General features: G+C 66.3%; 23 protein-coding genes. 13 read left to right on the top strand and 10 right to left on the bottom strand.

Annotated elements, in window-relative coordinates:
• The first annotated feature begins 29 nt into the window (after positions 1–29).
• Complete coding sequence (locus ACSFB7_RS05250; protein WP_435467715.1) at positions 30–782, top strand: SDR family NAD(P)-dependent oxidoreductase; 753 nt, start codon at positions 30–32, stop codon at positions 780–782.
• 18 nt (positions 783–800) lie between these two features.
• Positions 801–1,208, top strand: a complete 408-nt coding sequence (locus tag ACSFB7_RS05245; protein ID WP_435467713.1) for a VOC family protein — start codon at positions 801–803, stop codon at positions 1,206–1,208.
• A gap of 18 nt (positions 1,209–1,226) precedes the next feature.
• Here the strand turns inward: ACSFB7_RS05245 and ACSFB7_RS05240 are convergent, their stop codons facing one another.
• From ACSFB7_RS05240 to eat, 5 genes are all read right to left on the bottom strand, one after another.
• The gene (locus tag ACSFB7_RS05240) at positions 1,227–2,489 is read right to left on the bottom strand and encodes an HAD family hydrolase (protein ID WP_435467711.1); all 1,263 of its coding nucleotides are present in this window, start codon (positions 2,487–2,489) and stop codon (positions 1,227–1,229) included.
• Between the two features lie 256 nt (positions 2,490–2,745).
• The gene (locus tag ACSFB7_RS05235) at positions 2,746–3,297 is read right to left on the bottom strand and encodes a cysteine hydrolase family protein (protein WP_435467709.1); all 552 of its coding nucleotides are present in this window, start codon (positions 3,295–3,297) and stop codon (positions 2,746–2,748) included.
• Between the two features lie 79 nt (positions 3,298–3,376).
• Positions 3,377–4,159 (bottom strand): ethanolamine ammonia-lyase subunit EutC, encoded by a 783-nt coding sequence (gene eutC, locus ACSFB7_RS05230; RefSeq protein WP_435467707.1) that lies wholly within the window; start codon positions 4,157–4,159, stop codon positions 3,377–3,379.
• A complete protein-coding gene (locus tag ACSFB7_RS05225) occupies positions 4,156–5,550 on the bottom strand; it encodes an ethanolamine ammonia-lyase subunit EutB (RefSeq protein ID WP_435467705.1) in 1,395 nt (464 codons plus the stop codon). The genes eutC and ACSFB7_RS05225 overlap by 4 nt, the downstream gene beginning before the upstream one ends.
• 7 nt (positions 5,551–5,557) lie before the next feature.
• Positions 5,558–6,970: an ethanolamine permease gene (gene eat, locus ACSFB7_RS05220; protein ID WP_435467703.1), complete on the bottom strand. Its 1,413-nt coding sequence runs from the start codon at positions 6,968–6,970 to the stop codon at positions 5,558–5,560.
• A 145-nt stretch (positions 6,971–7,115) separates the two neighbouring features.
• Here eat and ACSFB7_RS05215 point away from each other — a divergent pair, with 145 nt between their 5' ends.
• Positions 7,116–7,526 carry an FKBP-type peptidyl-prolyl cis-trans isomerase gene (locus ACSFB7_RS05215; protein WP_093237242.1) on the top strand — a complete coding sequence of 137 codons (411 nt, stop codon included), beginning with the start codon at positions 7,116–7,118 and terminating at the stop codon, positions 7,524–7,526.
• Between the two features lie 4 nt (positions 7,527–7,530).
• Here ACSFB7_RS05215 and ACSFB7_RS05210 read toward each other — a convergent pair whose 3' ends face one another.
• The 5 genes from ACSFB7_RS05210 to ACSFB7_RS05190 form a co-directional block, all read right to left on the bottom strand.
• Positions 7,531–8,286: an SDR family oxidoreductase gene (locus tag ACSFB7_RS05210; protein ID WP_435467701.1), complete on the bottom strand. Its 756-nt coding sequence runs from the start codon at positions 8,284–8,286 to the stop codon at positions 7,531–7,533.
• Between the two features lie 127 nt (positions 8,287–8,413).
• Positions 8,414–10,012: an OpgD/OpgG family glucan biosynthesis protein gene (locus tag ACSFB7_RS05205; RefSeq protein ID WP_435467699.1), complete on the bottom strand. Its 1,599-nt coding sequence runs from the start codon at positions 10,010–10,012 to the stop codon at positions 8,414–8,416.
• Between the two features lie 244 nt (positions 10,013–10,256).
• Positions 10,257–11,099, bottom strand: a complete 843-nt coding sequence (locus ACSFB7_RS05200) for a class I SAM-dependent methyltransferase (RefSeq protein WP_435467697.1) — start codon at positions 11,097–11,099, stop codon at positions 10,257–10,259.
• 68 nt (positions 11,100–11,167) lie between these two features.
• Positions 11,168–11,563, bottom strand: coding sequence for a gamma-glutamylcyclotransferase family protein (locus tag ACSFB7_RS05195; RefSeq protein ID WP_435467695.1), 396 nt, complete (start codon positions 11,561–11,563; stop codon positions 11,168–11,170).
• Between the two features lie 21 nt (positions 11,564–11,584).
• A complete protein-coding gene (locus ACSFB7_RS05190; protein WP_435467693.1) occupies positions 11,585–13,486 on the bottom strand; it encodes a sigma-54-dependent Fis family transcriptional regulator in 1,902 nt (633 codons plus the stop codon).
• A gap of 244 nt (positions 13,487–13,730) precedes the next feature.
• Between ACSFB7_RS05190 and adh the strand changes: the two genes are divergently transcribed.
• From adh to ACSFB7_RS05140, 10 genes are all read left to right on the top strand, one after another.
• Complete coding sequence (gene adh / locus ACSFB7_RS05185; RefSeq protein WP_435467691.1) at positions 13,731–15,251, top strand: aldehyde dehydrogenase; 1,521 nt, start codon at positions 13,731–13,733, stop codon at positions 15,249–15,251.
• A 79-nt stretch (positions 15,252–15,330) separates the two neighbouring features.
• Positions 15,331–15,708 carry a DUF779 domain-containing protein gene (locus tag ACSFB7_RS05180; protein ID WP_435467689.1) on the top strand — a complete coding sequence of 126 codons (378 nt, stop codon included), beginning with the start codon at positions 15,331–15,333 and terminating at the stop codon, positions 15,706–15,708.
• A gap of 76 nt (positions 15,709–15,784) precedes the next feature.
• Positions 15,785–17,122 (top strand): DUF2325 domain-containing protein, encoded by a 1,338-nt coding sequence (locus tag ACSFB7_RS05175; protein ID WP_435467687.1) that lies wholly within the window; start codon positions 15,785–15,787, stop codon positions 17,120–17,122.
• Positions 17,123–17,176: 54 nt separating this feature from the next.
• Positions 17,177–17,386: a TOBE domain-containing protein gene (locus ACSFB7_RS05170; RefSeq protein ID WP_435467685.1), complete on the top strand. Its 210-nt coding sequence runs from the start codon at positions 17,177–17,179 to the stop codon at positions 17,384–17,386.
• Positions 17,387–17,569: 183 nt separating this feature from the next.
• A complete protein-coding gene (locus ACSFB7_RS05165; protein WP_435467683.1) occupies positions 17,570–18,454 on the top strand; it encodes a nitrilase family protein in 885 nt (294 codons plus the stop codon).
• 68 nt (positions 18,455–18,522) lie between these two features.
• On the top strand, positions 18,523–19,683 hold the full coding sequence (locus ACSFB7_RS05160; RefSeq protein ID WP_435467681.1) for a substrate-binding protein: 1,161 nt from the start codon (positions 18,523–18,525) through the stop codon (positions 19,681–19,683).
• 30 nt (positions 19,684–19,713) lie between these two features.
• Complete coding sequence (locus ACSFB7_RS05155; RefSeq protein ID WP_435467679.1) at positions 19,714–20,547, top strand: branched-chain amino acid ABC transporter permease; 834 nt, start codon at positions 19,714–19,716, stop codon at positions 20,545–20,547.
• A 10-nt stretch (positions 20,548–20,557) separates the two neighbouring features.
• Positions 20,558–22,351, top strand: a complete 1,794-nt coding sequence (locus ACSFB7_RS05150) for an ABC transporter permease subunit (protein WP_435467677.1) — start codon at positions 20,558–20,560, stop codon at positions 22,349–22,351.
• Entirely contained in the window at positions 22,348–23,055 is a 708-nt protein-coding gene (locus ACSFB7_RS05145; RefSeq protein WP_435467675.1) for an ABC transporter ATP-binding protein, read from the top strand. Before ACSFB7_RS05150 ends, ACSFB7_RS05145 begins: the two co-directional genes overlap by 4 nt.
• A gap of 86 nt (positions 23,056–23,141) precedes the next feature.
• A complete protein-coding gene (locus ACSFB7_RS05140; RefSeq protein WP_435467673.1) occupies positions 23,142–24,290 on the top strand; it encodes a transporter substrate-binding domain-containing protein in 1,149 nt (382 codons plus the stop codon).
• Positions 24,291–24,292 lie beyond the last annotated feature (2 nt).

The raw sequence follows: 24,292 nt of genomic DNA, 5'->3' as shown, positions 1-24,292 counted from the left end.
ATCCATCACTTTGCAGACGGAGAAAACACATGGGCGTAGTCATCATCACGGGCGCAAGCCGGGGCCTCGGCGCCAGCGCCGCCATCAACGCCGCCAGGCGCGGCATGGGCGTCATCCTGACCTACAACAGCCACCCGGCCGGTGCCGAAGAAGTCGTTCGGCAGATCGATGCGGCGGGTGGCAAGGCGGTGGCTCTGGCGCTGGACGTCGGCAAGGTGGCCTCTTTTGCGGCCTTTCGCGACAAGGTCGCCGCCGCGCTGAAGTCGACGTGGGGGCGGGAGCGCTTCGACGCACTGGTCAACAACGCAGGCTACGGCGCCTTCAACCCGATCGAGACCGTCACCGAGGCCGAGTTCGACGGCCTGCTGAACGTGCACCTGAAAGGCCCGTTCTTCCTGACCCAGGCGCTGCTGCCGCTGATGGCCGATGGCGGCCAGATCATCAACATGACCAGCGCGACCACCCGCGTGGCAACGCCGGGCACTGCGCCCTATGCGTCGTTCAAGGGCGGGCTGGAAGTGCTCACGCGTTGCATGGCCAAGGAGTTCGGCCCGCGCCGCATTCGTGCGAACTCGGTTTCTCCGGGTGCGATCCGCACCGACATGACCAGCGAGGCCCTGGACCAGAGCCCGGAGTTCGTCGAACTGCTCGCCGGACAGACGGCGCTCGGGCGCATCGGCGTGCCCGACGATGTCGGCCGCGTCGTCGCGAGCCTGCTGTCTGAAGACAATGCCTGGGTCAACGCGCAGAACATCGAAGTTGCGGGTGGCTACAACATCTGAAACCAGGGAACGAACAACATGCTCGATCACATCTTCCTGACGGTCAGCGACATCGCGCGCTCGGTCGCGTTCTATACCGCGGCACTCGCACCGCTCGGCATCGGCCACCAGCTCGACTACGACGGCAAGGACGGCCCGCCGGGCCACCCGGACCTGAAGGGCTTCGGCGCGGGCGGGCGCGTGTTCTTCTGGCTGCAAGAGGGCAGCGCGGACGGGCGCGCTGCACACATCGGCTTTGTCGGTGCCGACACGTCGCAGGTCGATGCCGCGTATGCAGCGGCCATGGCGGCCGGCGCAACCGACAACGGCGCGCCGGGCGCGCGGCTGCACTACGACCCGCGCTACTACGCGGCCAATGTGCTGGACCCCGACGGATACAGCCTGGAGTTCGTCTACAAGAGCTGGCAACACCCACCCCGGCCTTGACCGGGGCAGGGGTCGGCGTTACTTCAGCGCCTTGCCCTGCGTCGCGCCCAGTGGCGTGTGCAACTGCGACGGCACCCACGCACCCGTGTTGTCGTCACGCCCCTGCAGCAGATAGCGCGTGTCGGCCTTGCCGTAGTTCTGCACCGCCATCGCCGAGAACTTGCCGATGTCGGTCTTCGGGTCGCGCAGGCGGTTCACGATCAGCACCTTCTTCGTGTCGGCGAAGTCGGCCATCATGTTCTGGTCGCCCTCGCTGTCGCCGGCCACGAAGCTCGGGCCGTAGCCGTACTTGGTGACCAGGAAGCGCTGGATGTTCTTCGTCTTGCCCGGCCCCTGCGTCTGGTCGTAGCCACGGCGGAACTCGGGCTGGATCAGGCCGTTGGCGTCGCGCTCCAGTTCCATCGCCAGCACGCGCTCGGGCGGGTTGTTGTAGCCGAAGGCGGGGTTCGACGAGATCTCCTTGATCACGTCGACGAACGACGCCGAGCACACCCACGCGTCGAAGCCCGCGTTGCGGAAGGCGGCGTACAGCTCCTGCATTTCGGGTTGCAGCCTGAGGCCGTTCTTCCAGCTCACCGAGACCACGCCCGCACGGCCCGGCAGCGCGGCAGGCGAGGTCCACTTGACCTTGGCGACAGGCTCCTTCAGTTGCCATGCCACGGTGTCGGCCGTGAGCTTGCGCACCTGCGCCTCGGTCATGCCCGCGAACAGGTACGTCACCCAGGGGTAGGCCGTGTCGTGGTCGAAGGTGTCGCCGATGGCTTCGTAGAGATAGCGCACCTTGGTCGTGAAGGCCGAGTAATGCGGGCTCAATGCCACCACGGCCAGCGACTGGTCGCCCTTCAGGCCCTTGTAGTTCTGGTAGAGCCAGGTGTAGCTGGCCACGATGTCGGGCACCACGCGGTCGATGTTGACGGGCTGGCCGGCCGCGTTGTTGTACGCGGGCAGGAAGTCTTTCTTGGGGATGTTCTTGCGCAGCGCCGTTTCGAGCTGCGCGGGCGTGGCGCCGAAGGCGAGGTTTTCGAGCTGGTAAATCAGCGAGGCTTCTTCGATGTCGAGGAAGACGCTGGTGTTGTCCCAGTCGAACACCACATAGGGCGGCTTGGCGGCGTTGTAGCCCGCGCTGTTCTTGCCGAGGCCGGCAATCAGGCCCTCGATCTGCGCGCGGTTGAAGGCGTCCCAGTGGCCGGGCGTCAGGCCCTTGGCAGGCGAGAGGCTGGCGCAGCCGGCGGCGACGAGCGCGGCGGCCATCGGCGTGAGAAGGACGAGTCGGCGTTGCATTTGTGGTTTTTCCTGTAGTTTTGGAGGAGCGGGCGAAAAAATGACGAGCGTACGAAACGCTCGTGACAGTTTCGCGTCGACCTACGCATCAGCCGTGCCAGGCTGTGCGCGAGCTGCCTGGAAGGTGGCTTCAGTGGGCGCAAGGCGGCAGAGCGCCAACATCTACATGGCGCGTGCGTCCGGCAATCGATGCTTCGCGTTGGAGCTTTGGTGGGCCGAGGACTGACTTATGCGATAGACGCTGGCGCATGACCGCTTACGACTGAAGCAGGTCGGCGCTCCATATCACTTGAGCGTACTCGCCGCTCAAATTGGCCAATGCCACGCGGTGTATGTCGTCAGCCGACCGGGGCTTCCCATCGATATCGGGCCGGTCGTAGGTGTAGCAGGCGTCGGCTACCACCTTGCAGTCGAAGCCCAGGCACGAAGCGCTGCGGACGGTCGCTTCGACAGAATTATTCGTGCTCACGCCGACAAATACCAAGGAGCGTATGTCGCGTTGATGCAGCCAGCGCTCCAGGCCACTTTGGGCGAATGCATCCGTGACGTGCTTGTCCACCACATGTTCGCGCGCCAAAGGAGCCAGCAACTCTTGAAACTCAACGCCCGATTGACCGGGCCAAAATGGTGACCCCGGTGTGCGCGACAGATGGCGCACGTGAACAACAGGTCGACTGCACTCGCGCCAACGGTGCAGCAGTTGGGCGATATGAGATTCGGCTTCAGGGTTGTTGCGCGGTCCTGCGGTAGACATGCCTTTTTGCATGTCGATGATGATGAGTGCAACGGGATCGCCAGAGCGCGTCATTTTTCTCTCCTCTTTTTATAGTACCGGCCCCACGCCGACCACATTTCTGGCGAGGCACTTTTCAATCTGGAACGAGGCCTCAAGGCAGCCCTGGTCTTCGCGCGTCGTGCCGCTCGAGCACCGCGAGATCGCTCTCGTCCTTGAGCCCGACGCCGGTCAGCCCCAGCCGCAGCGATTCACGCATCAGCCATGCCAGCTTGAATGCGGCGGCTTCGCAGGGCAGGCCTTCGGGCCGCACGTTCGAGATGCAGTTGCGCTCGGCATCGTGCAGGCCGCGCTTCGGCGAATGGGTCAGGTAGATGCCCAGGCTGTCAGGCGAACTCAGGCCCGGCCGCTCGCCGATCAGCATGACCGAGAGCATGGCGCCGAACAGTTCGCCCACCTCGTCGGCCAGTGCCACGCGGGCCTGCGTGGCGATGACCACGGGCGAGAAGCGTGTTTCGGCCGGCAGGTGAGAGCGCAACGCTGCGAGCAACGGCGCGGCGTGGCGCGCCACCGCGAGTGAAGAAAGACCGTCGCCGATGACGATACAGACATCGCAGCCGTAGCGTCCGATGGCACGCAGCCGGCCGCCGTCGTCTTCGTCGAGCTGGCGGCCCAGGTCGGGGCGTCGCAGGTAGGTGGTGCGGTCGGCGGCGCGGCTGCGGGCGCGTGCCACTTCCCAGTGCTGCGCGCTCAAGGTGGCGTCGAGCGCATCGACGTCGAGCGCCGCATGGATCGCGTCGCGCGCCATCGCATGCGCCCAGCCGAAGCGCAGTGTTTCGTCGGTGGGCATGCCGGCGCCGGCACGGCCGAGCGCCAGGCGCGCGGGCGTGGCCGAACGCCATTGCGCCCAGGGGTTGGGTGTGACTGATTCGCTCATGACGTGAGTGCGGTCAGCCCGCCCATGCCGGCCAGCAGCTTGTTGGCAGAAGGCGGCGCGAGTTGCCCCGCGGCATTGGTGATCTGCATGCGCTGCAGCCAGGCCTCGAACTCGGGCGCGCGCTTCAGGCCCAGTGTTTCTCGCAGAAACAGCGCGTCGTGGAACGAGGTGCTCTGGTAGTTGAGCATCACGTCGTCGGCACCTGGAATGCCCATGATGAAGTTGATGCCCGCCGTGCCCAGCAGCACGAGCAGGTTGTCCATGTCGTCATGGTCGGCTTCGGCGTGGTTGGTGTAGCAGATGTCGCAGCCGATGGGCAGGCCCAGCAGCTTGCCGCTGAAGTGGTCTTCGAGCCCGGCGCGAATGATCTGCTTGCCGTCGTACAGATACTCCGGCCCGATGAAGCCGACCACGGTGTTGATGAGAAAGGGCTTGTAGCGCCGCGCCAATGCATAGGCGCGCACCTCGCAGGTCTGCTGATCGACGCCGAAGTTGGCATTGGCCGACAGCGCGCTGCCCTGGCCCGTCTCGAAGTACATGACGTTGTTGCCGATGGTGCCGCGCTGGAGCGACAGCGCCGCTGCATAGGCTTCGTCGAGCAGCTCGGGCGTGACGCCGAACGAGAGGTTCGCCTTCTCGGTGCCGGCGATGGACTGGAACACGAGGTCGACCGGTGCCCCCGCTTCCGCGAGCCTGAGCGTGTTGGTCACGTGCGTGAGCACGCAGCTTTGCGTGGGAATCTCGAAGCGCTGAATGACCTCGTCGAGCATGCGCAGCAACTGGCCCAGCACCGGCATGCTGTCCGAAGCCGGGTTGAGGCCGATCACCGCATCGCCCGCGCCGTAGAGCAGCCCGTCGAGCGTGGAGGCGGCCACGCCGCGCAGGTCGTCGGTCGGGTGGTTGGGCTGCAGGCGCACGGCCAGGTGGCCGGGCAGGCCGATGGTGTCGCGAAACCGCGTGACCACGCAGCACTTCTTCGCGACCGACACCAGGTCCTGGTTGCGCATGAGCTTGGACACGGCCGCCACCATCTCGGGCGTGAGGCCCGGCGCCAGCGCGGTGAGCGTGGCGGTGGTGGCCGCTTCGGACAGCAGCCAGTTGCGGAAGTCGCCGACCGTGAGGTGCGACACCGGCGCGAAGGCCTGCGCGTCCTGGCTGTCGATGATGAGCCGCGTGATGTTGTCGCTCTCGTAGGGAATCAGCGCTTCGGTCAGGAACTGCTTGAGTGGCGTGTCGGCCAGCACATGGCGCGCCGCCATGCGCTGCTGCGCGGTGGCCGCGCCGATGCCCGCGAGGTAGTCGCCCGAGCGCGCGGGGCTGGCGAAGGCCATGACCTGCCGCAGGTCGTCGAAGGCGAAGACCTGTTGGTCGATGGTGGTGCGGTAGCGCATCTTTCTGTCAGGCGGCGTTGGTCGAGGACAGCATCTCGTCCGGCGCGGCTGCCTTGCGCTGCGCCGAGGTCAGCAGGAAGTAGCCATAGGCCGCGCCCATCAGCACCAGGAACAGCACGGTCAGCATGAAGTTGAACCACACCATCGCGCCCAGGCACACCACGCCCAGTCCGAGCGCGATGGCCGGGAACACGGGGTAGAAGGGCGCGCGGTAGGTGCGCAGCAGGTCGGGCTCGGTGCGGCGCAGCTTGAACAGCGCGGCCATCGAGATCAGGTACATCACGATCGCGCCGAGCACCGCCATGGTCACGATGTTGGCGGTGAGCGTCTGGCCGCCGAACTGCACCCACTCGTCGCTGAAGATGGCGATGACGCCGATGACCCCACCCGCCAGCAGCGCGCGGTGTGGCGTGTCGAAGCGCGGGCTCAGGCCGGCGAAGTAGCGCGGCAGGTAGCCCGCGCGCGCCAGCGCGAAGATCTGGCGCGAGTAGCCCATGATGATTCCGTGGAACGAAGCGATGAGCCCGAACAGCCCGATCCACACCAGCATGTGCAGCCAGCCGCTGTTGTCGCCCACCACCGCTTTCATGGCCTGTGGCAGCGGGTCGTTGATGTTCGCGAGCTTGCGCCAATCGCCCACGCCGCCCGCGAAGATCATCACGCCGAAGGCCAGCACCACCAGCGTGACGATGCCCGTGGTGTAGGCGATGGGAATGGTGCGGTGCGGATCGCGTGCCTCTTCGGCCGCCATGGCCGCGCCCTCGATGGCCAGAAAGAACCAGATCGCGAACGGGATCGACGCGAAGATGCCCGAGATGGCCGCGCCGTTCAGCACGCTGCCGCCGGCCCAGCCGTTGGCCACGAAGTTCGCCATGGTCCAGCCCGGCGTGACCACGCCCATGAACACCAGCAACTCGACGATGGCCAGCACCGTGACGAACAGCTCGAAGGCCGCCGCGATGCCCACGCCGATCCAGTTGAGCCCGATGAAGATGACGTACGCGCCGAGCGCGAACCACTTCGGGTTGATGCCCGGGAACTGTACGTTGAGGTAGGCCCCGATGGCCAGCGCGATGGCCGGTGGTGCAAAGACGAATTCGATCAGCGTCGCAAAGCCCGCGACAAAACCGCCATGCGGCCCGAACGCGCGCCGCGCATAGGCGAAGGGCCCGCCCGCATGCGGGATGGCCGTCGACAGTTCGGTGAAGCTGAAGATGAAGGTGGTGTACATGGTCGCCACCAGCACCGTGGCCACCAGAAAGCCGAGCGTGCCGGCCGTGTTCCAGCCGTAGCTCCAACCAAAGTACTCGCCCGAGATGACAAGGCCCACCGCGATGCCCCAGAGCTGGATGGGGCCGAGCACCTTCTTGAGATGGCCGGTGCCGGTGTGCGCGGCTGGCGTGGCTTCGGTGGAGTTCATGCGACGTCCTCTCTTCGTGAATGTTGACAGTGCACATCCAGCAAAGCAAGGGCCGTTCCACGAGCTACATCGCGCTACATCGGGCTACATGGAGGCGACGCGGGCGCTGGCCATAATCGGGGTCTTTCAATCCCCGAGGTGTTTCGTGAAGTCTTTTTTCTGTGCCGCTCTCGTGTCCGTCTTCGCCATCCCCGCAGCCTTTGCGCAATCTGCCCCGGTGACCACGCCCAGCGGCCTGATCTACCAGTCGCTCAAGGAAGGCACCGGCGCATCGCCCGCCGCCACGGACACGGTCAAGGTGCACTACCGCGGCACCTTCCCCGACACCGGCAAGGAATTCGACAGCTCCTACAAGCGCGGCGAACCCACCGAGTTCCCGCTCAACGGCGTGATCCCGTGCTGGACCGAAGGCGTGCAGAAGATGAAGCCCGGCGGCAAGGCCAAGCTGACCTGCCCGCCGTCGATTGCCTACGGTGCGCGCGGCGCCGGCGGCGTGATTCCGCCGAACGCCACGCTGAACTTCGAAGTGGAGCTGGTGTCGGTCACCAAGCGCTGATCGGCTAGATCTGCGCCATGCCGCCGTCGACGAACAGTTCCGTGCCGTTCACGAAGCTGCTGTCGTCGGAGGCCAGGAACACCACGGCCTTGGCAATCTCGTCGGGTGTTCCGACCCGGCCCAGCGGAATGCCTTGTGCCTGGACCTCGATGAAGCCTTGCACCTGCTCCGGCGTGAGGCCCAGCAGGTCGTAGGCCGGGGTCGGCACCACGCCCGGGCTGACCGCGTTGACGCGGATGCCGGCATCCTTCAAGTCCACCGTCCAGCTTCGCGCGAAGCTGCGCACGGCCGCCTTGGTCGCGCTGTAGACGCTGAATGACGGCATGCCCTTGATGCTGGTGATCGATGCGTTGAGGATGATCGACGAACCCCTGGGCATCAGCGGCAGCGCCTTCTGCACGGTGAAGAGCAGGCCGCGCACGTTGGTGCCGAAGGTGTTGTCGAACTGCTCCTCGGTGATCTGCCCCAACGGCAGCAGGCTGCCGCCGCCGGCGTTGGCGAACAGCACGTCGAGCCGGCCTTTCTGTTCCTTGATGGTGGCGTAGAGGCGGTCGAGGTCGGCGAGCTTCGACACATCGCCGAGCACGCCGGTCACGTTGCGACCGATGGCCTTCACGGCCGCATCGAGTTCGGCCTGGCGGCGGCCCGTGATGAACACATGGGCGCCTTCGGCCACGAAGCGCTGCGCGGTGGCCAGGCCGATGCCGCTGGTGCCGCCGGTGACGAGGGCGATCTTGTCGTTGAGCTTGAGTTGGGACATGACTTCTTCCTTGGATTTGCTGCAAGTGCAGCGTTGACGAGGCAAGGAAGTTTGGGTGCGCACCCCACGCGCACCAAGGCGCCCGGCGTCACTTGTCTATTTCCGAATCACCAACAATCCGGCGGCCTCAGCCCGGCTGGTACTGGTAGAGCCACGTCTCCGTCAACGTCTGGTCCCCGTTCTTCAGATACAGCCGCATGTCGATCGGCTCCGTGCCTTCGGGCGTGAAGTCGAACTGCGCGCGCCAGTGGCCGGGCACGCCGTTGGGCACGGCTTCGGCAAACACATACGAGAACTTGCCGCGCGGGGCGGCCAGCACCACCTCGGGCTTCACACCGAAGGGCACGGTGGCGAGCGGCGCACCGATGAACTCGACCATGAACTTGCGCACGCCCTGCGGACGCGGCTGGCCCGGCTGTCCGCCGCGTCCGATGCGCGTGGCCACGCAGTGGGCCAGTGGTGACGGAAAGGGCTCCTGGTCCGTCCAGTGCAGGCGGTACTGCAGGCTGTAGCTCGCACCGGCCTTGGCATCGGCCTTGGGCACCCAGAAGGCGACGATGTTGTCGTGGATCTCGTCGTCGGTCGGAATCTCGATCAGTTGCACCGAGCCTTCGCCCCAGTCGCCCAGCGGTTCGATCCACAGGCTGGGGCGCTTCTCATAGTTGACGCCGTCCTGGTAGTGGTCGAAGGCGCGGTCGCGCTGCAGCAGGCCGAAGCCGCGCGGCTTGGTGTCGGCGAAAGCCGAGGCGCGGGTTTGCGTCGGGTTGTTGAGCGGGCGCCAGATGCGCTCGCCGGCACCGTTCCAGATGGCCAGGCCGTCGGAGTCGTGCACCTCGGGCCGCCAGTCGATGGCGGTGGGCTTGATGGTTTCCGAATACCAGTACATCGAGGTCAGCGGCACCAGCCCCAGGCGAGAGACGTCGCGACGCAGGAACAGGCGCGAATCGATGTCCATGATGACGGCCTTGCCGCGCTGCATCACGAACTTGAAGACGCCGGTGATGCTCGGCCCTTCGAGCAGGGCGTAGACGGTCATCGAGGTGGTGTTGCCAGGCGCGGGCGTCTCGAAATAGAAGCGCGTGAAGTTGGGGAATTCTTCGGGCTTGTCGGGCACCGCCACATCGAGCGCGATGCCGCGCGCCGACAGGCCATATTGGTACAGCTCGCCGATGGCGCGGAAGTACGAGGCGCCGAGAAAGGCGACCCAGTCGTTCTTCTGCCAGTCGAGCTTGCTCTGGTCGCCCAGCCGGCTTTCCTGCAGGCGAAAGCCAGCGAAGCCTGCGCCGGGCGGCAGCGCGCGCGCCGGGCTGTCGGGCGGCATCGAGAAATAGTCGGGGCTGTAGAGCACTTCGCGCGCGAAGGCATCGCCGTCGGAGTTTTCGAGCACGTGCATGCGCACGGGCGTCTGGAAGAAGCGGCCCAGGTGGAAGAAGGTGACCGGAAAGGCACCCGGGCCTTCGCGGAACAGCGCATTGGCGGGGTCGAACTTGATCTTGCCGTGGGCGTCGTAGTCGATGCGCTCTAGCACGTCGGGCGCGAGCGGTTTCGCGGCCGCATAGGGTTGCGCGGCCAGGCGCTGGGCCTCGGCCAGCAGGCTGTCGAAGGAAAAAGGCGAGGGCTGGCTCAGTTGCAGGCCGTTGGCGGCCAGCGCCTCGGTGGGCAGTCCGAGGGCGGCGAGTGCGGCGGCGGCACTGCCGGCGGCAAGGAAGGATCGACGATCAAGCATGTGGTTCTTGAGGGTTGCGAGTCTTTGGGGAACACGGGGAACAAAGGAGCGACGCGGGCAGGCGGCCTTTGGTGGTACCTGCTCCCGGAAAAATCATCCTAATGCAGCCGGGTGGGGCCAGGCACGCGCAGGATTTTCCGCGACGGGGAACAGCGCCCAGCTTGACGGGGCCGCAGGCCGCGCCGCGTCAGCCATTCCGCGCAATCGGGGCCGGACAAAGCCGGCGATGCGGAAAATTGTGCGTTTATGTATCGACAGGGTCTGCGGCGGCCAGCGCGTAGACCGCATAGATCGGCACGCCGAGCAGCAGCAGGACCATCGGCGCGAACAGCGTGAAGGGCAGGCCCATGCCCTCCAGCACCCGGTAGGTGGCGTCCAGGCGCAGGCGCGGATGGGAGCGCGTCAGTTCGGCGGGCCGGCGCAGCCCCCATCGGAACTCCGCGCCGGTGGTGCGCACGGAGGGGTGCTGCCTGGCACGCCCCACGGCCAGCCAGCACATGGCGTCGAAGGCCAGCACCGAGCCCGCGGGCGCGCGTTCGCCGAAAGTGGCGAACACCGCCTGCACCTGCTCGGGCTTCAGGTACATCAGCACGCCTTCGGTGAAGAGAAAGACCGGCTGGGCCTTGCGCGTGCGCGGCAGCGACAGTTGCTCCCACCAGTCGGGCGCGGTCAGGTCGAGTTCGCAGACGTCATGGCGTGGATGGGTCTCGGGAATCAGCTCGCGGCGCAACTCGAGCACTTCGGGCAGGTCGGCATCGGTCATGCGCGACTTGCCGTCGTCCAGCCACTGGAAGTAATGGCTCAGGCCGCAACCCATGTTGACCACGCGGGCGCCCGGGTTCTGCTTCAGGAAGTCTTGCGCCAGGCTGCGAAAGCGCCGCGTGCGCGCGAGGATGCCGTAGATGGTGGCCCGGTCTTCCGGCAGCGGCTGCCCGTCGTCGCGGATCTGCTCCAGGATGCCGGCGGCATAAGCGTCGCGCACGGCCACCTTCGGAAACATCGCATCGCCAGAAGCCCGCGCGGCAAGGGGAATTCGCAGGGTCGAAGGAACGGCCGACAGGCGCCGTGCGGGTTTGCGGGTTGTCATGAATGCGGGAACAAGGCCATGCACAAAGTCTGGCGGCTCCGGCGACAACCGGCAAGTCAGACTTTCGTTCAGCCGGCCGGCGCGGAGCGCGCGTCCACGTAGGCCCAGGCTTGCAGGCCCGATGCCAGGGTGACGCGCTCGCGCCGATAGTCCGCCACCTCGTAGGCGTCGGCATGCGCCAGCTCGGCCGGCGTGACGGCGAAGACGGCGCCGTCCACGCCGTCTTGTGGCGCGCTGCTGGGAGCAACGATGGGGTGGTGGGTCTTGCCGCTGGTGGCGACCACGGCCGCGTCCTTGATCTCGAGCTGTTCCAGGCGATAGCCCGGCAGCCGGTCGAGCTGGCCGGCCAGCTTGCGGCCGAAGGTGGCCAGTTGCACCGACTGCAGTTGCAGCGTGCCGTAGGAGAAAAGTTGTTCCGTGGCGGTGGTGGCTATTTGGGTGTTTCCGTCTTCAGGTCTGGTCATGGGCAAAGGTACTCATCAGGTTCATGGAATCGGTGGCTTGCCTCGCTGGCGCGCGAGGTGGCGGTAGATGGTGCTGCGGTGAACGCCGAGGCGGCGCGCCGCCTTGGCCACATCATGGTCGCTGGCCTTGAGCGCCTCGTCGATGGCATGGCGCGTGATGGCCACCAGCGGCTCGGCCGTGTGCTGTTGTTGCGCGGGCCGGGCATCGATGGCCGCGTCTTCCTGCAACTGCGATGGCGGCGTGCCGTGCAGATGCGCCGGCAGCGTGCGGACGTGCACCGAATCGCCGGGGTTGGACAGCGCGACGATGGCGCGCAGCGTGCTGCGCAGCTCCCGCACATTGCCCGGCCACCGGTACGCGGTGAGCGCTTCGAGTGCATCGCTTTCCAGCCGCAGGTGCTTGGCCGCGCCGCCCGATTCGAGGAACAGCCGCGCGATCAGCGCATGCCGGTCGGCGCGTTGACTCAGTGAAGGCAGGCAGACGCTGAAGCCCGCCACGCGGTACATCAGGTCGGCCCGGAAGCGCCCGGCCTTCACCAGCGCGGGCAGGTCGCCGTGCGTGGCGCAGACCAGGTCGAAATCGACCGCCACGCCCTGGCCGCCGCCGAGCGGTGTGACCACGCGCTCTTCGAGCACGCGCAAAAGGCGCGTCTGCAGCGCGAGCGGTATCTCGGCGATCTCATCGAGGAACAGCACGCCGCCGTGGGCTTCGCGGATGCGGCCCGCCATGCCCTTGCGCCGGGCGCCGGTGAAGGCGCCTTCCTCGTAGCCGAACAGCTCGGACTCGATCAGCGTCTCGGGCAGCGAGGCGCAATCGACCGCCACGAAGGGGCCCGCGCTGCGGCGGCTCGCGGCATGCAGGCGGCGCGAGAACACTTCCTTGCCGCTGCCGGTCTCGCCGTTCACCAGCACAGGAACGCCTTCATTCAATACCCGCACGGCACGCTCCAGCAGCGGCTGCACGTCGTCGGCCTCGGGTGCGGCCTGGCCCGTGGGCGCATGCGTGCGCCGGCTCGTTGTGCGCGAGCCGCCCGGCGTGGTCGAGCGCTCCATCACGGTGGCGATCTGCCGGCCGCCCGGCAAGGTGAGCAGGCTGCGACGGTGCTCCATGCGCGGCCAGTTCGCGCCGAGGAACTCCTGGGCGTCGAGGTCGAGCAGGCCTTCCCACGAGCGGCCGAACAGTTCGAGCGCGACGCGGTTGGCCGCGACGATCCGCCCGCCATCGATCACGATGAGGCCTTCGCGCGCGGTGCCGATCAGCGCCGGCCGCGCATGAAAGCGCAGCACATGGCCGCCGGCCTCGGCCAGCATCATCCGGTGTTCGACCTGCTGCGCGGCCATGCGAACGAGGCCCAGCGCGTGCTGGTTCACGCGCACGGTTTCGCCCGAGATGTCCAGCGCGCCCGCCAGTTCGCCGCGCCCGGTGAAGATGGGCGCCGCCGCACAGCCCAGTGCGCCGTTCTGCGCCAGGTAGTGTTCGCCGCCCAGCACCATCAGCGCTTCGCGTTCGGCCAGCGCGGTGCCGATGGCATTGGTGCCGCGATGGTTTTCCGACCATTCCACGCCCGGCTGCAGCGCGATGCGCTCGGCCTTGGGCAGAAAGTCGGGGCTGCCGATTTCTTCGAGGATGAGTCCGCTCGCGTCAGACAGGATCACCACGCAGCCGTTGCCGACCGCATGCTCGGCCAGGCCGTCGAGTTCGGGCTGCGCGCAGTTGAGCAGCCGCATCGCCTGCTCGCGCCGTTCGCTCAACAACGCCAGCGCCATCGGCTCGGGGTCGATGTACTGGGTATCGAGCGGGCGGCTGCGCTGCCACGAGCGCGAGATGTGCGGCGCGATCCACGGCGCGGGGTCGCGGCCCTGCCCGAAGAACAGCTCGCGGGCCTGCTCCACTCTGACCGATGGCAACTGCGCTTCACTCATGCGTGTCTCCGGTGGGTTCCCGTTTCGTGTCGTTCGCCGCGTCGTATTCGCCTTGTGCGACATCCTAGTCGCTATGTTCGCGCGTGCATGTCGCAGATTGCGAATGGAAACCCTCTGCGACAGCCTGTTGCCACGAGGAAGTACTCAGGGAATGTCCCGATCCGCGCGGGTACGTGGCTTGCGGTTGTCCATGCGGGTCGCCGCATGTCGCGGCGCCACCACCAACAGCACATGGAGACACGTCATGGACATGCTTGAACCGGGCAAATTCGGCACCGCGGTGCCGTTCAAAAAGCGCTACGGCAATTTCATCGGCGGCGAATGGGTCGCGCCCGTGGACAACCAGTACTTCGAGAACATCACGCCGGTCACAGGCAAGGTCTTTTGCGAGGTGCCGCGCTCCACGGCGGCCGACGTCGACCGCGCGCTCGATGCTGCGCACAAGGCCAAGGGCGCCTGGGGCCGCAGCTCGACCACCGAACGCGCCAACATCCTGAACAAGATCGCCGACCGCATCCAGGAAAACCTGCCGATGCTGGCCGCCGCCGAGACCTGGGACAACGGCAAGCCGCTGCGCGAAACCATGGCGGCCGACCTGCCACTGGCGGTCGACCACTTCCGCTACTTCGCTTCGTGCATCCGCGCGCAGGAAGGCGGCATCAGCGAGATCGACCACGAGACCTTCGCATACCACTTCCACGAGCCCATCGGCGTGGTCGGCCAGATCATTCCGTGGAACTTCCCGATCCTGATGGCGGTGTGGAAGCTGGCACCCGCGCTCGCGGCCGGCAACTGCGTGGTGCTGAAGCCGGCCGAGCAGACGCCGGTGTCGATCCTGGTGCTGATGGAGCTCATCGCCGACCTGCTGCCGCCGGGCGTGCTGAACGTGGTCAACGGCTTCGGCGTGGAGGCGGGCAAGCCGCTGGCGTCGAGCAACCGCATCGGCAAGATCGCCTTCACCGGTGAGACCACCACCGGCCGGCTGATCTCGCAGTACGCGAGCCAGAACCTGATTCCGGTCACGCTGGAGCTGGGCGGCAAGTCGCCCAACATCTTCTTCGCCGACGTGATGGACAAGGACGACAGCTTCTTCGACAAGGCGCTCGAAGGCTTCGCGATGTTCGCGCTGAACCAGGGCGAGGTCTGCACCTGCCCGAGCCGCGCACTGATCCAGGAGTCGATCTACGACCGCTTCATGGAGCGCGCGCTGAAGCGCGTGGCCGCCATCAAGCAGGGCAGCCCGCTGGCGATGGACACGATGATCGGCGCACAGGCGTCGAGCGAACAGCTGGAGAAGATCCTGTCGTACCTCGACATCGGCCGGCAGGAGGGCGCGAAGGTGCTGATCGGTGGCGAACGCGCCAGGCTCGAAGGCGACCTGGCCGATGGCTACTACGTGCAGCCGACCGTGTTCAAGGGCCACAACAAGATGCGCATCTTCCAGGAAGAGATCTTCGGCCCCGTCGTGTCGGTCACCACCTTCAAGGACGAAGAAGAAGCGCTTTCCATTGCCAACGACACGCTCTACGGCCTGGGCGCCGGCGTGTGGAGCCGCGACATGAACCGCGCCTTCCGCATGGGCCGCGGCATCCAGGCCGGCCGCGTGTGGACCAACTGCTACCACCACTATCCGGCACATGCGGCCTTCGGTGGCTACAAGCAATCGGGCATCGGGCGCGAGAACCACAAGATGATGCTCGACCACTACCAGCAGACCAAGAACCTGCTGGTGAGCTACAGCGAGAACAAGCTGGGCTTCTTCTGATCGCAGCAGGCATGGTCGCCCCGCACGCGCTTTGCATGAAGCCCGTGCGGGGCACATCGACATCCGCAAGAAAGCCACCATGACGCAAGAAGTCCTGCGCGTGACCGCGACCGACGCGGCGCTGGCGCTCATCGAGAAGCTGGTCGGCAAGCATGGTCCGCTGATGTTTCACCAGTCGGGCGGTTGCTGCGACGGCAGCGCGCCCATGTGCTACGCCCGCGGCGAGTTCATCGTGGGCGACTACGACCGCTTGCTGGGCCACATCGGCGGCACGCCGTTCTACATCAGCGGGCCGCAGTTCGAGTACTGGCAGCACACGCAACTGATCATCGACGTGGTGCCGGGGCGCGGCGGCATGTTCTCGCTGGAAGGGCCGGAGGGCGTGCGCTTTTTGACCCGTTCGCGGCTGTTCACGGACGATGAATGGGCCGTGCTCGAAGCGGAAGAAGCCCGGTAGGCACATTCCTTTGAGGGGGTAACAGCTGGTCCGGCCGCTTGGCATTCGCTATGTTGCACCGTATATTGCGTGGCGCATGCTCCATCCGCCCTTCAAACTTCTTTCTTCTTCGGCCGCTCCCGTGGATGCGGCGGACGGCCGCGCCGTGTTTCGCAAGGCCGCCAGTTGTTGCGAGCCGCCGGAAGACGGCGAAGACACAGCGCCGGGCGGACGTGTCCGGCTTTCCGATCTCGATACGAACTTTTATTGCTCGGTCATCGGGACCTGCCTGACGACTGCGGAGCTTCGCAAGCTCATCGCGCGGTTTGCGGATGTGGAGGGGGCGAGCGACCTGGAGATCCACCACGATGCCGTCCGGCTCGCGACGCAGAACACCGCAGTCACCAAGGCGTTGCAGAAGGCGCTGGACCATCGCCATGCGCCGGTGATCCAGCGCCTGTCGAAGGTCCACGACGCGCCGGCGCTTGCCGTCTGCTGGGAAGACGCGTTGCGGCAGGGGGAAATTCCAGGCGCGTACTGGGCCGTGCTGATGCACCGCAAGGCCACGGCCGAACTGCGGCAGCGGGTCTTCGGCGACGTGCACATGCTGTCGCACCTCGTGGGCGCGGCCAACCGGGCGGATATTCGCCGGCTGGTGGCGCTGGAGCGCGACAACGCCGAATTGCGCGAGCGGCTGGACCGGCATCAGGTCCGCTCGCTGGAACTGCTGGAGGAGAGGGACAAGACCATCGCCGGGCTAAGGCACGAGCTGATCGAAGCCGGCAACGCACGCAGCGCCATTCCGCTCGAAGCTGCGGACCTGGCCCTCGCGGCGCGGGCGCGCGCGGAAGAGGGTGAGCGTGCCGCTTCGCTCATCGCCGTGCAGACAGGCCGGCGCGAGCGCGCGGAGCAGGCTGCGGTGGGGGCCGTGGCCGAGGCGAACCGGCTCGCGGAAGAACTCGAACACCTGCGCCAGCATGCGATTGCGCTGGGGCGCGAGCTTGCCGCCGCCGAGGCGCAACTGAAGCTCAACACCGGCGAAGCCGCATCGGGTGCCGGCGCCGACCTCGACCGGCAGTTGCAGGGCTTGCGTGTGCTCTACGTCGGCGGCCGGCCGAGCACCATGCCCGCCATCCGCGACCTCGTGCAGCGCCAAGGCGGAGAGTTCCGGCGCCACGGTGGCGGGCTCGAAGACCGGGCCGGGCTGCTGGCATCCGCCGTTTCCTGGGCGCAGGTGGTGGTCTTTCCGGTGGACTGCATCGACCATGAATCGGTCGACAACATCAAGCGCATCTGCATGCGTCAGCAGGTGCGCTACGTGCCCTTGCGCAGCGCGGGCATTGGGTGTTTCGCTGCGGCTTTCTCGGGGCCGCCGGCCGATGTCGGTGGGTCCAGTCCCTCATTGGACAGATCGATCTGCCCAAGGCACGGTTGAGAGAAACGGCGCCGCCGATAGACTGGCGTGCTCAACCCAACCAAGGAGAACTTCATGAAAATCAGCGCACGCAACGTCCTGTCCGGCAAGGTCATTTCCATCGTCCGTGGCCCGGTCACGACCGAGGTCACGCTGGAGATCGCAGCCGGCGTGCAGGTCGTCTCGACCATCACCAGCAGCTCGGCCCAGGCACTCGCACTGACCGAAGGCGGCAAGGCCTATGCGGTGATCAAGGCATCGAGCGTGATGGTCGGCACCGACTGAAATTCGCAGCATCGCCCAAAATTCCATTTGACACCGCGAATACCTTCTTCTAATCTCCAGCCCCACGACAGCACTCGCCTTTGAGTGCGTCGGGCAGCAACATTGCTGCTTCACATACCGGCTATGAAAGCCCTCGAACAACGCGCAAGCGGGGTCGAGGGCTTTTTGCTTTTTGGAGCTTGAATGACTGTGGAAGAAAGCCAGGGTTTTCCGGACCTCGTCGTGGCGAGTGTGCAGATGGAGCCGCATGTGGGCCACACGGCCGCCAACGTCGCGCGATCGGTGCAACTGATCGAGCAGGCGGCCGCGCAGGGCGCGTCGATCGTGGTGTTGCCCGAGCTGGCCAACAGCGGCTACGTGTTTGCCAGCCGTGCCGAAGCCTTCGCGCTGGCCGAGCCCGTGCCCGATGGGCCGAGCACGCAGGCCTGGGCCGAGGTGGCCCACCGCTGCAATGTGCACGTGGTCGCGGGCATCGCCGAGCGCGAAGACGACCGGCTCTACAACGCGGCGGCCGTGCTCGGCCCGCGTGGCTGGCTCGGTACCTACCGCAAGCTGCACCTGTGGGGCGACGAGCACCTGTTCTTCGAACCCGGCAACAAGGGGCTGCCGGTGTTTCACACCGAACTGGGCCGGCTGGGCGTGCTGATCTGCTACGACGGCTGGTTCCCTGAGGCATACCGCCTGCTGGCGATGCAGGGCGTGGACATCGTCTGCATGCCGACCAACTGGGTGCCCATGCCGCAGCAACCCGAGGACCGCCCGGCCATGGCCACCACGCTGGCAATGGCCAGTGCCCACAGCAACGGGCTGAACATCGTGTGCGCCAACCGCACGGGCACCGAGCGGGGGCAGCCTTTTGTCGGGCAGAGCCTCATCGTGGGGGCACAGGGTTGGCCTCTTGCCGGGCCCGCCTCGCACGATGGCGAGGAGATTCTTTATGCACGTATCAACCTCAAGGCGTCGCGCCAGGCGCGCCATCTGAACGCATTCAACGATGTGCTGCGCGACCGCCGCGACGACATCTACGACCCGATGCTGGGGACAGGCTGGCCGCTGCCACGGCACTGACCCCTTCGCTTTTTTTCTGCTGTCACTCACTCAAAAACTTTCCATCGAACCTCGAGAGGACCTTGAACATGAAGATCACTTCCCTCCTGCGCCTCGGCGCCCTGACGGCCGCAGTCCTGCTGGGCGCCAATGCCCAGGCCGCCGACCCGCTTCGTATCGGCGTGGCGGTCGGCCTGTCGGGTGCCAACAGCGTCGTAGCGCCCGCTGCGGTGCAATCGTCGCAGCTTGCGGTCGACGAGATCAATGCGGCCGGCGGCATCCTCGGGCGCAAGGTCGAACTGGAGATCGTGGACGACGCCTCCGGTGCCGTCGGCGCGCAGAAGGCCTTCGACACGCTGGTGTTCCAGAAGAAGGTGGCCGCCATCATCGCGATGGAAAACAGCGCCGCGCGCAATGCCGCGTTGCCGGTGGTGAGCAAGGGCAAGGTGCCGTACATCTACACCTCGTTCTACGAAGGGCGCTCGTGCAACAACTGGATGTACGTGAACGGCTGGGTGCCCGAGCAGCAGGTGGCGCCGGTGGTCGACTACTTCCTCAAGAGCAAGAGCGCCAAGACCTTCTTCCTGGTCGGCAACGACTACGCCTTCGGCCGGGGCATGCTCGACTTCACCCGCAAGTACATCGAGCAGAAGGGCGGCAAGGTGGTGGGCGAGGAATACCTGCCGATCGACGGCAGCGACTGGACCTCGGTGATCTCGAAGCTGCGCGCCGCCAAGCCCGACGCACTCATCAGCGCCACCGCGGGCGGCGCGCCCAATGTGTCGCTGGCCAAGCAACTGAAGGGCGCGGGCCTCACGCTGCCCTACGGCAACCTCGCGATCGACGAGGGCACGGCGAAGACGATGGGCGACGTGGCCAGCGGCATGTACATGTCGGCTTCGTACCTGACGGGCATCGACATTCCCGAGAACAAGAGGTTTCTCGATGCGATGAAGAAGAAGTTCGGCGCCGACCTGAAGACGCCCAACGAGCTGTCGGAGCCGCAGTACGAGGCCTTCTTTCTCTACAAGGCGGCGGTTGAAAAGGCCGGCTCGGTCGATGCGGCCCAGGTGGTCAAGGCGCTGGGCGAGGTGTCGTTCACCGGCCCGCGCGGTGCGGTGTCGATGAACAAGAGCCGTCACACGCCGCTGTCGATGCGCCTGGGGCAGGTGCAGGCGGACGGATCGATCAAGATCCTGGAGACCTTCGCGAGCGTCGATCCCGGCGCGCAATGCCCGAACCTGAAATAACGTCGCAGACCAAGAGTCAGAGGCCGCTACATGGTGTTGTTGCTGGATTTGCTCACGACCGCGGCGATGCTGTTCATCGTCACCGCCGGGCTGATGATGATCTTCGGGGTCATGAAGATCGTCAATTTTGCGCATGGCGCGCTGCTCACGCTCGGCGGCTACGCGAGCTATGTGGTGACCCAGCTCAAGCTCGATCCGTGGCTGAGCTGGCCGCTGGCGCTGGTGGTCGGCGTGGTGGCCGGCATGCTGGTGGAGTGGCTGATCGTCAAGCCGCTCTACAAGCGGCCGCTCGACGCGATCCTTGCGACCTGGGGGTTGGGCATCGTCGTCGGGCAACTGATCGTGATGGCGTTCGGGCGCGAGGTGCAGTTTGTCGATGCGCCGCTGGCGGGCACGTGGTCGATCGGCGGCGTGGACTATTCGGCCTATCGCCTGCTGCTGGTGCCGATTGCCATCGCGATGTGCCTGCTGCTTGCGGGCCTGCTGAACGGCACGCGCTTCGGCATCCGCACGCGCGCTGTGATCATGAACGAGGAACTGGCCAGCGGGCTGGGCATTCATGCGGGGCGCGTGCGCTTCATCACCTTCAGCCTGGGCGCCGGGCTGGGCACGCTGGCGGGCACCATGATCACGCCGCTGTCGAGCGTCGATCCGAACATGGGGCTGCCCTGGCTGGTGAGCGCCTTCATGCTGGTCATGGTCTCGGGCCACTCGATGCCGAGCCTGCTGCTGACCTGCGTGGTGTTCGGTGCCTGCCAGGTGCTGGTGAGCACGTATGCCAACCCGGTGCTCGGCGGGCTGACCATCGCGGTGCTTGCGGCGGTCACGCTGCGCATTCGCCCGAAGGGGTTCGCGCGTGGCTGAGAGCATTGCAATGGCTTCCACGGCGCCTTCTTCATTGCGCGCCACGCTGCGCTCCGGCCGTGGGCTGACGGTGCTGGGCGGCATCGGGTTGGTGCTGATCGTGGCCGGGCCGTGGGTGTTCGACACCTACCTGCTCAACATCCTCATCAAGGCCTTCTTCTTCGCCATCGCCGCGATCACCGTCGACCTGCTCTGGGGCTATACGGGCTACCTGAGCTTCGGGCAGTCAGCCTTCTTCGGCATCGGTGCCTATGCGGCGGGGCTGGTGTTCACGCATGGCGGCTTCAGTGCTTCAACGGCGGTGCTGGCGCTGGGCGCGGCCATCGCCGTCAGTGCGGCGGTCGGGGCGCTGGTGGGCTGGTTGTCTTTCTATCGAGGGGCTTCGCCGTTCTTCGCGACGGTCATCTCGCTGGTCTTGCCGATCGTGCTCACGCAACTGCTGCTGTCGGGCGGCCAGTGGACAGGCTCCAGCTCGGGCCTGACCGGCTACGAGAGCTTCGATCTTTCGATCGAGGCCTGGTACTGGGTGGCGGGCGGCATGCTGGCCGTGTTCGGCGTGCTGGGCTGGTTGCTGGTGCGCAGCGATGCGGGCCGGGTGCTGGCCGCCATCCGCGACAACGAATCGCGCTGCACCTACCTCGGCATTCCGACGGCCATGGTCAAGATCGCGCTGCTGACCGTCATGGCGGTGGTCGCGGGGATCGCGGGCTTCGGCTACGGCGCCTTCAGTGGCGTGGCGGCGCCCGAGCTGACCGGTTTCGCGCTGGGCACCGAGCTGATCATCTGGGTTGCGCTGGGTGGGCGCGGCACGTTATGGGGGCCGTTGATCGGCGCAGTGCTGATCAACGTGGCCACGGCCTATCTGGGCGGCTACATGCCCTTCGCATGGCAACTGATCGTCGGCGTGGCCTTCGTGCTGGTGATCGTGCTGTTGCCGCAGGGGCTGGTGCCGTTGCTGCTCAAGCCGTTCGGGCTGGGCCGCATCGCCGCGCGCGAGCCGATGCTTCAGGAGCGCCAGCCGAGGAACGTTGCCGTGCAGACGTCGGCACCGGCCTTGCACATGCAACAGGTGGCAAAGCACTACGGTGCGCTCAAGGTGCTGGAAGGCATCGACCTGGACGCCCATGCCGGCGAACTGGTCGGGCTGATCGGTCCGAACGGGGCGGGCAAGACCACGCTGATGCGCTGCATGAGCGACGGCGCCGAACGCAGTGCCGGCACCGTGGTGCTGTGCGGCCATGACATTCGCGCGCTGCCGCCCGAAGACTGCGTGCGCTTCGGGCTGGGCCGCAAGTTCCAGAACGCCAACATCTTCGAGTCGCTGACGGTGGCGCAATGCCTGCGCATCGCGGGCACGCTGCTCGAGCGGCCCTCGCTGCTTCGGCAAGACGCCGCGCTGCGCCTGCCGGCCTATGCCCTCGATGTGGTGCGCACCACCGGGCTCGACGCCAAGCTGTCCACCGTTGCGCGCGACCTTTCGCATGGCGAACAACAAGCGCTCGAACTGGCGATGGTGCTGGCGCTGGAGCCGCGCATCGTGCTGCTCGACGAGCCCACCGCGGGGCTGACCAAGACCGAGCGCTCGCAGATCGGCGAGGTGTTGTCCTCGCTCGCGCACCGCCACGGGCTGTGCTGCCTGCTGGTCGAGCACGACCTTGATTTTGTCGAGCAGATCGCCACGCGCATCGTGGTGCTGCACCAGGGAACCATCGTGATGCAGGGCAGCTTCGAGGAGGTGGTGAATTCGCCGCTGGTGAAGACCATCTACGCGGGCAGCGCCCACGCACCGCAGGAGGCCGCATGAGCACGCCGGCGCTGAAGCTGGAGCGCCTGACCAGCGGCTATGGCGCTTCCGTGGTGCTGCGCGGCCTGTCGCTGGACATTGCGGCCGGCGAGGCCGTGGCACTGTTGGGAAAGAACGGCATGGGCAAGAGCACCCTGCTGAAGACCGTGATGGGCTACCTGCCCAAGAAAAGCGGCCACGTCCACCTGAAGGGGCACGACATCACGCGGCAGCCGCCGCACCGCATCGCCCGCCAGGGCATCGCCTATGCGGCGCAGGAGCACGCGCTGTTTGCCGACCTGAGCATTCGCGACAACCTGCGGCTCGGGCTGGAAAAGGAGTCTTCGTTCGACGAGCGCTTTGCCGACATCGATCCGCTGTTCCCGGTCTTCAAGACCCGCCTGCGTCAGGATGCCGGTACGCTCTCCGGTGGCGAGCAGAAGATGCTGCTGCTGGCGCGCGCACTGATGATGCGGCCCTCGGTGATCCTGCTCGACGAGATCACCGAAGGGCTCCAGCCCTCGGTCATCGATCGCCTGGCCCGTGCACTGCTCGAAGAACGGGCCCGGCGGGGCACCACGATGCTGATCGTCGAGCAGAACGTGCCGTTCGCATTGCAGGTCGCCGATCGCTACGTGGTGTTGAAGCAAGGCGAGCTGGTCGATGAAGGCGATGCGAAGGCCGGTGGCGCCACCGGGGCCGTGTTCGAGCATCTTCGGGTGTGACCCGGCGCGAAGGCACGGATCGTGCTCGCGGTTCGGGAGGGCGTACCGTATGCGCCCCCTTGTTTGAATGACGATGGAGAAAGCCGATGAAGACTGAGAAACCCGCCCCTGCCGACGATGGCTGGCGCATCGGCGTGCTGCATTCGCGTTCGGGCGCCACTGGCGTGACCGAATCCGAGCATTTCTTCGGCACCGCGTTGGCCATCGAGGAGATCAACGGACTGGGTGGCGTGCTCGATCGGCCGTTGCTGCCGGTCGCCTACGACCCCAAGGGCGATGCCGATGAATACCGCCGGCTTGCGACCCGGCTGCTGCTGGAGGACGAAGTCAACGTGATCTTCGGCTGCTCGCGTTCGTCGAGCCGCAAGGCTGTGCTGCCGGTGATCGAGCGCAACAACGCGCTGCTTTGGTATTGCTCGTTCTACGAGGGCTTCGAGTACTCGGCCAACGTCATCTACACCGGTGCGGTGCCCAACCAGAACAGCGTGCAGCTTGCGGCCTACCTGTTGAAGAACAGGGGGCGCCGCTTCTTCCTGATCGGCGCCGACTACATCTTTCCGCGCGAGTCGAACCGCGTGATGCGCGAGATGGTCGAGCAGCACGGCGGCGAAATTCTCGACGAGGTCTATGTGCCGCTGGAAGCCACCGAGGCGCAGTTGCAGGACGTCATGCGCGACATTGCCGATGCGCAGCCCGACGTCATCTTCTGCACCATCGTCGGCCAGTCGGCCCGGCGCCTGTACCAGATCTACCGCGAGCACGGGCTCGACCCGCAGCGCATGCCGATCGCCAGCCTGTCGATGGTGGAAGAAGAGGTCCGCATGACCGGTGTGGAGGCTTGCGCGGGGCACATCACCTCGGCCACGTACTTCAGTTCTCTGAAGAACGAGAGCAACGACCGCTTCAGCGCGCTGTGGCGCAAGCGCTTCGGCGACCGGCCCACCAGCATGTGGTCCGAGGCGGCCTACAGCCAGGTGCATTTGTTCGCGCGGGCGCTGGAGCGCAGCGGCAGCCTCGATACACGCAAGCTCGTCAACGCCGTGCGCACGGTGCGCTTCGAGTCGCCCGAGGGGCCGCTGTCGATCGACGCGGAGAACAACCACAGCTTTCTGACACCCCGCATCGGCGTGTGCCGCAGCGACGGGCAGTTCGATCTGCTGTGGGAGGGCGCGGGGCCGGTCAAGCCCGACCCTTACCTGTCGACCTTCGGGTTTTCCGAGTTCTGGCTGAGTTGATG

It is taken from the genome of Variovorax raffinosi (assembly GCF_051216615.1).
Taxonomy (GTDB): Bacteria; Pseudomonadota; Gammaproteobacteria; order Burkholderiales; family Burkholderiaceae_C; genus Variovorax.
This window is presented reverse-complemented; position numbering and strand designations above follow the sequence as displayed.

What these genes read in the sequence shown, in the direction of transcription:
- ACSFB7_RS05250 (WP_435467715.1), top strand. Translation starts at nt 30, where the DNA reads ATGGGCGTAGTCATCATCACGGGCGCAAGCCGGGGCCTCGGCGCCAGC.
- ACSFB7_RS05245 (WP_435467713.1), top strand. Translation starts at nt 801, where the DNA reads ATGCTCGATCACATCTTCCTGACGGTCAGCGACATCGCGCGCTCGGTC.
- ACSFB7_RS05240 (WP_435467711.1), bottom strand. Translation starts at nt 2,489, where the DNA reads ATGCAACGCCGACTCGTCCTTCTCACGCCGATGGCCGCCGCGCTCGTC.
- ACSFB7_RS05235 (WP_435467709.1), bottom strand. Translation starts at nt 3,297, where the DNA reads ATGACGCGCTCTGGCGATCCCGTTGCACTCATCATCATCGACATGCAA.
- eutC (WP_435467707.1), bottom strand. Translation starts at nt 4,159, where the DNA reads ATGAGCGAATCAGTCACACCCAACCCCTGGGCGCAATGGCGTTCGGCC.
- ACSFB7_RS05225 (WP_435467705.1), bottom strand. Translation starts at nt 5,550, where the DNA reads ATGCGCTACCGCACCACCATCGACCAACAGGTCTTCGCCTTCGACGAC.
- eat (WP_435467703.1), bottom strand. Translation starts at nt 6,970, where the DNA reads ATGAACTCCACCGAAGCCACGCCAGCCGCGCACACCGGCACCGGCCAT.
- ACSFB7_RS05210 (WP_435467701.1), bottom strand. Translation starts at nt 8,286, where the DNA reads ATGTCCCAACTCAAGCTCAACGACAAGATCGCCCTCGTCACCGGCGGC.
- ACSFB7_RS05205 (WP_435467699.1), bottom strand. Translation starts at nt 10,012, where the DNA reads ATGCTTGATCGTCGATCCTTCCTTGCCGCCGGCAGTGCCGCCGCCGCA.
- ACSFB7_RS05200 (WP_435467697.1), bottom strand. Translation starts at nt 11,099, where the DNA reads ATGACAACCCGCAAACCCGCACGGCGCCTGTCGGCCGTTCCTTCGACC.
- ACSFB7_RS05195 (WP_435467695.1), bottom strand. Translation starts at nt 11,563, where the DNA reads ATGACCAGACCTGAAGACGGAAACACCCAAATAGCCACCACCGCCACG.
- ACSFB7_RS05190 (WP_435467693.1), bottom strand. Translation starts at nt 13,486, where the DNA reads ATGAGTGAAGCGCAGTTGCCATCGGTCAGAGTGGAGCAGGCCCGCGAG.
- adh (WP_435467691.1), top strand. Translation starts at nt 13,731, where the DNA reads ATGGACATGCTTGAACCGGGCAAATTCGGCACCGCGGTGCCGTTCAAA.
- ACSFB7_RS05180 (WP_435467689.1), top strand. Translation starts at nt 15,331, where the DNA reads ATGACGCAAGAAGTCCTGCGCGTGACCGCGACCGACGCGGCGCTGGCG.
- ACSFB7_RS05175 (WP_435467687.1), top strand. Translation starts at nt 15,785, where the DNA reads ATGCTCCATCCGCCCTTCAAACTTCTTTCTTCTTCGGCCGCTCCCGTG.
- ACSFB7_RS05170 (WP_435467685.1), top strand. Translation starts at nt 17,177, where the DNA reads ATGAAAATCAGCGCACGCAACGTCCTGTCCGGCAAGGTCATTTCCATC.
- ACSFB7_RS05165 (WP_435467683.1), top strand. Translation starts at nt 17,570, where the DNA reads ATGACTGTGGAAGAAAGCCAGGGTTTTCCGGACCTCGTCGTGGCGAGT.
- ACSFB7_RS05160 (WP_435467681.1), top strand. Translation starts at nt 18,523, where the DNA reads ATGAAGATCACTTCCCTCCTGCGCCTCGGCGCCCTGACGGCCGCAGTC.
- ACSFB7_RS05155 (WP_435467679.1), top strand. Translation starts at nt 19,714, where the DNA reads ATGGTGTTGTTGCTGGATTTGCTCACGACCGCGGCGATGCTGTTCATC.
- ACSFB7_RS05150 (WP_435467677.1), top strand. Translation starts at nt 20,558, where the DNA reads ATGGCTTCCACGGCGCCTTCTTCATTGCGCGCCACGCTGCGCTCCGGC.
- ACSFB7_RS05145 (WP_435467675.1), top strand. Translation starts at nt 22,348, where the DNA reads ATGAGCACGCCGGCGCTGAAGCTGGAGCGCCTGACCAGCGGCTATGGC.
- ACSFB7_RS05140 (WP_435467673.1), top strand. Translation starts at nt 23,142, where the DNA reads ATGAAGACTGAGAAACCCGCCCCTGCCGACGATGGCTGGCGCATCGGC.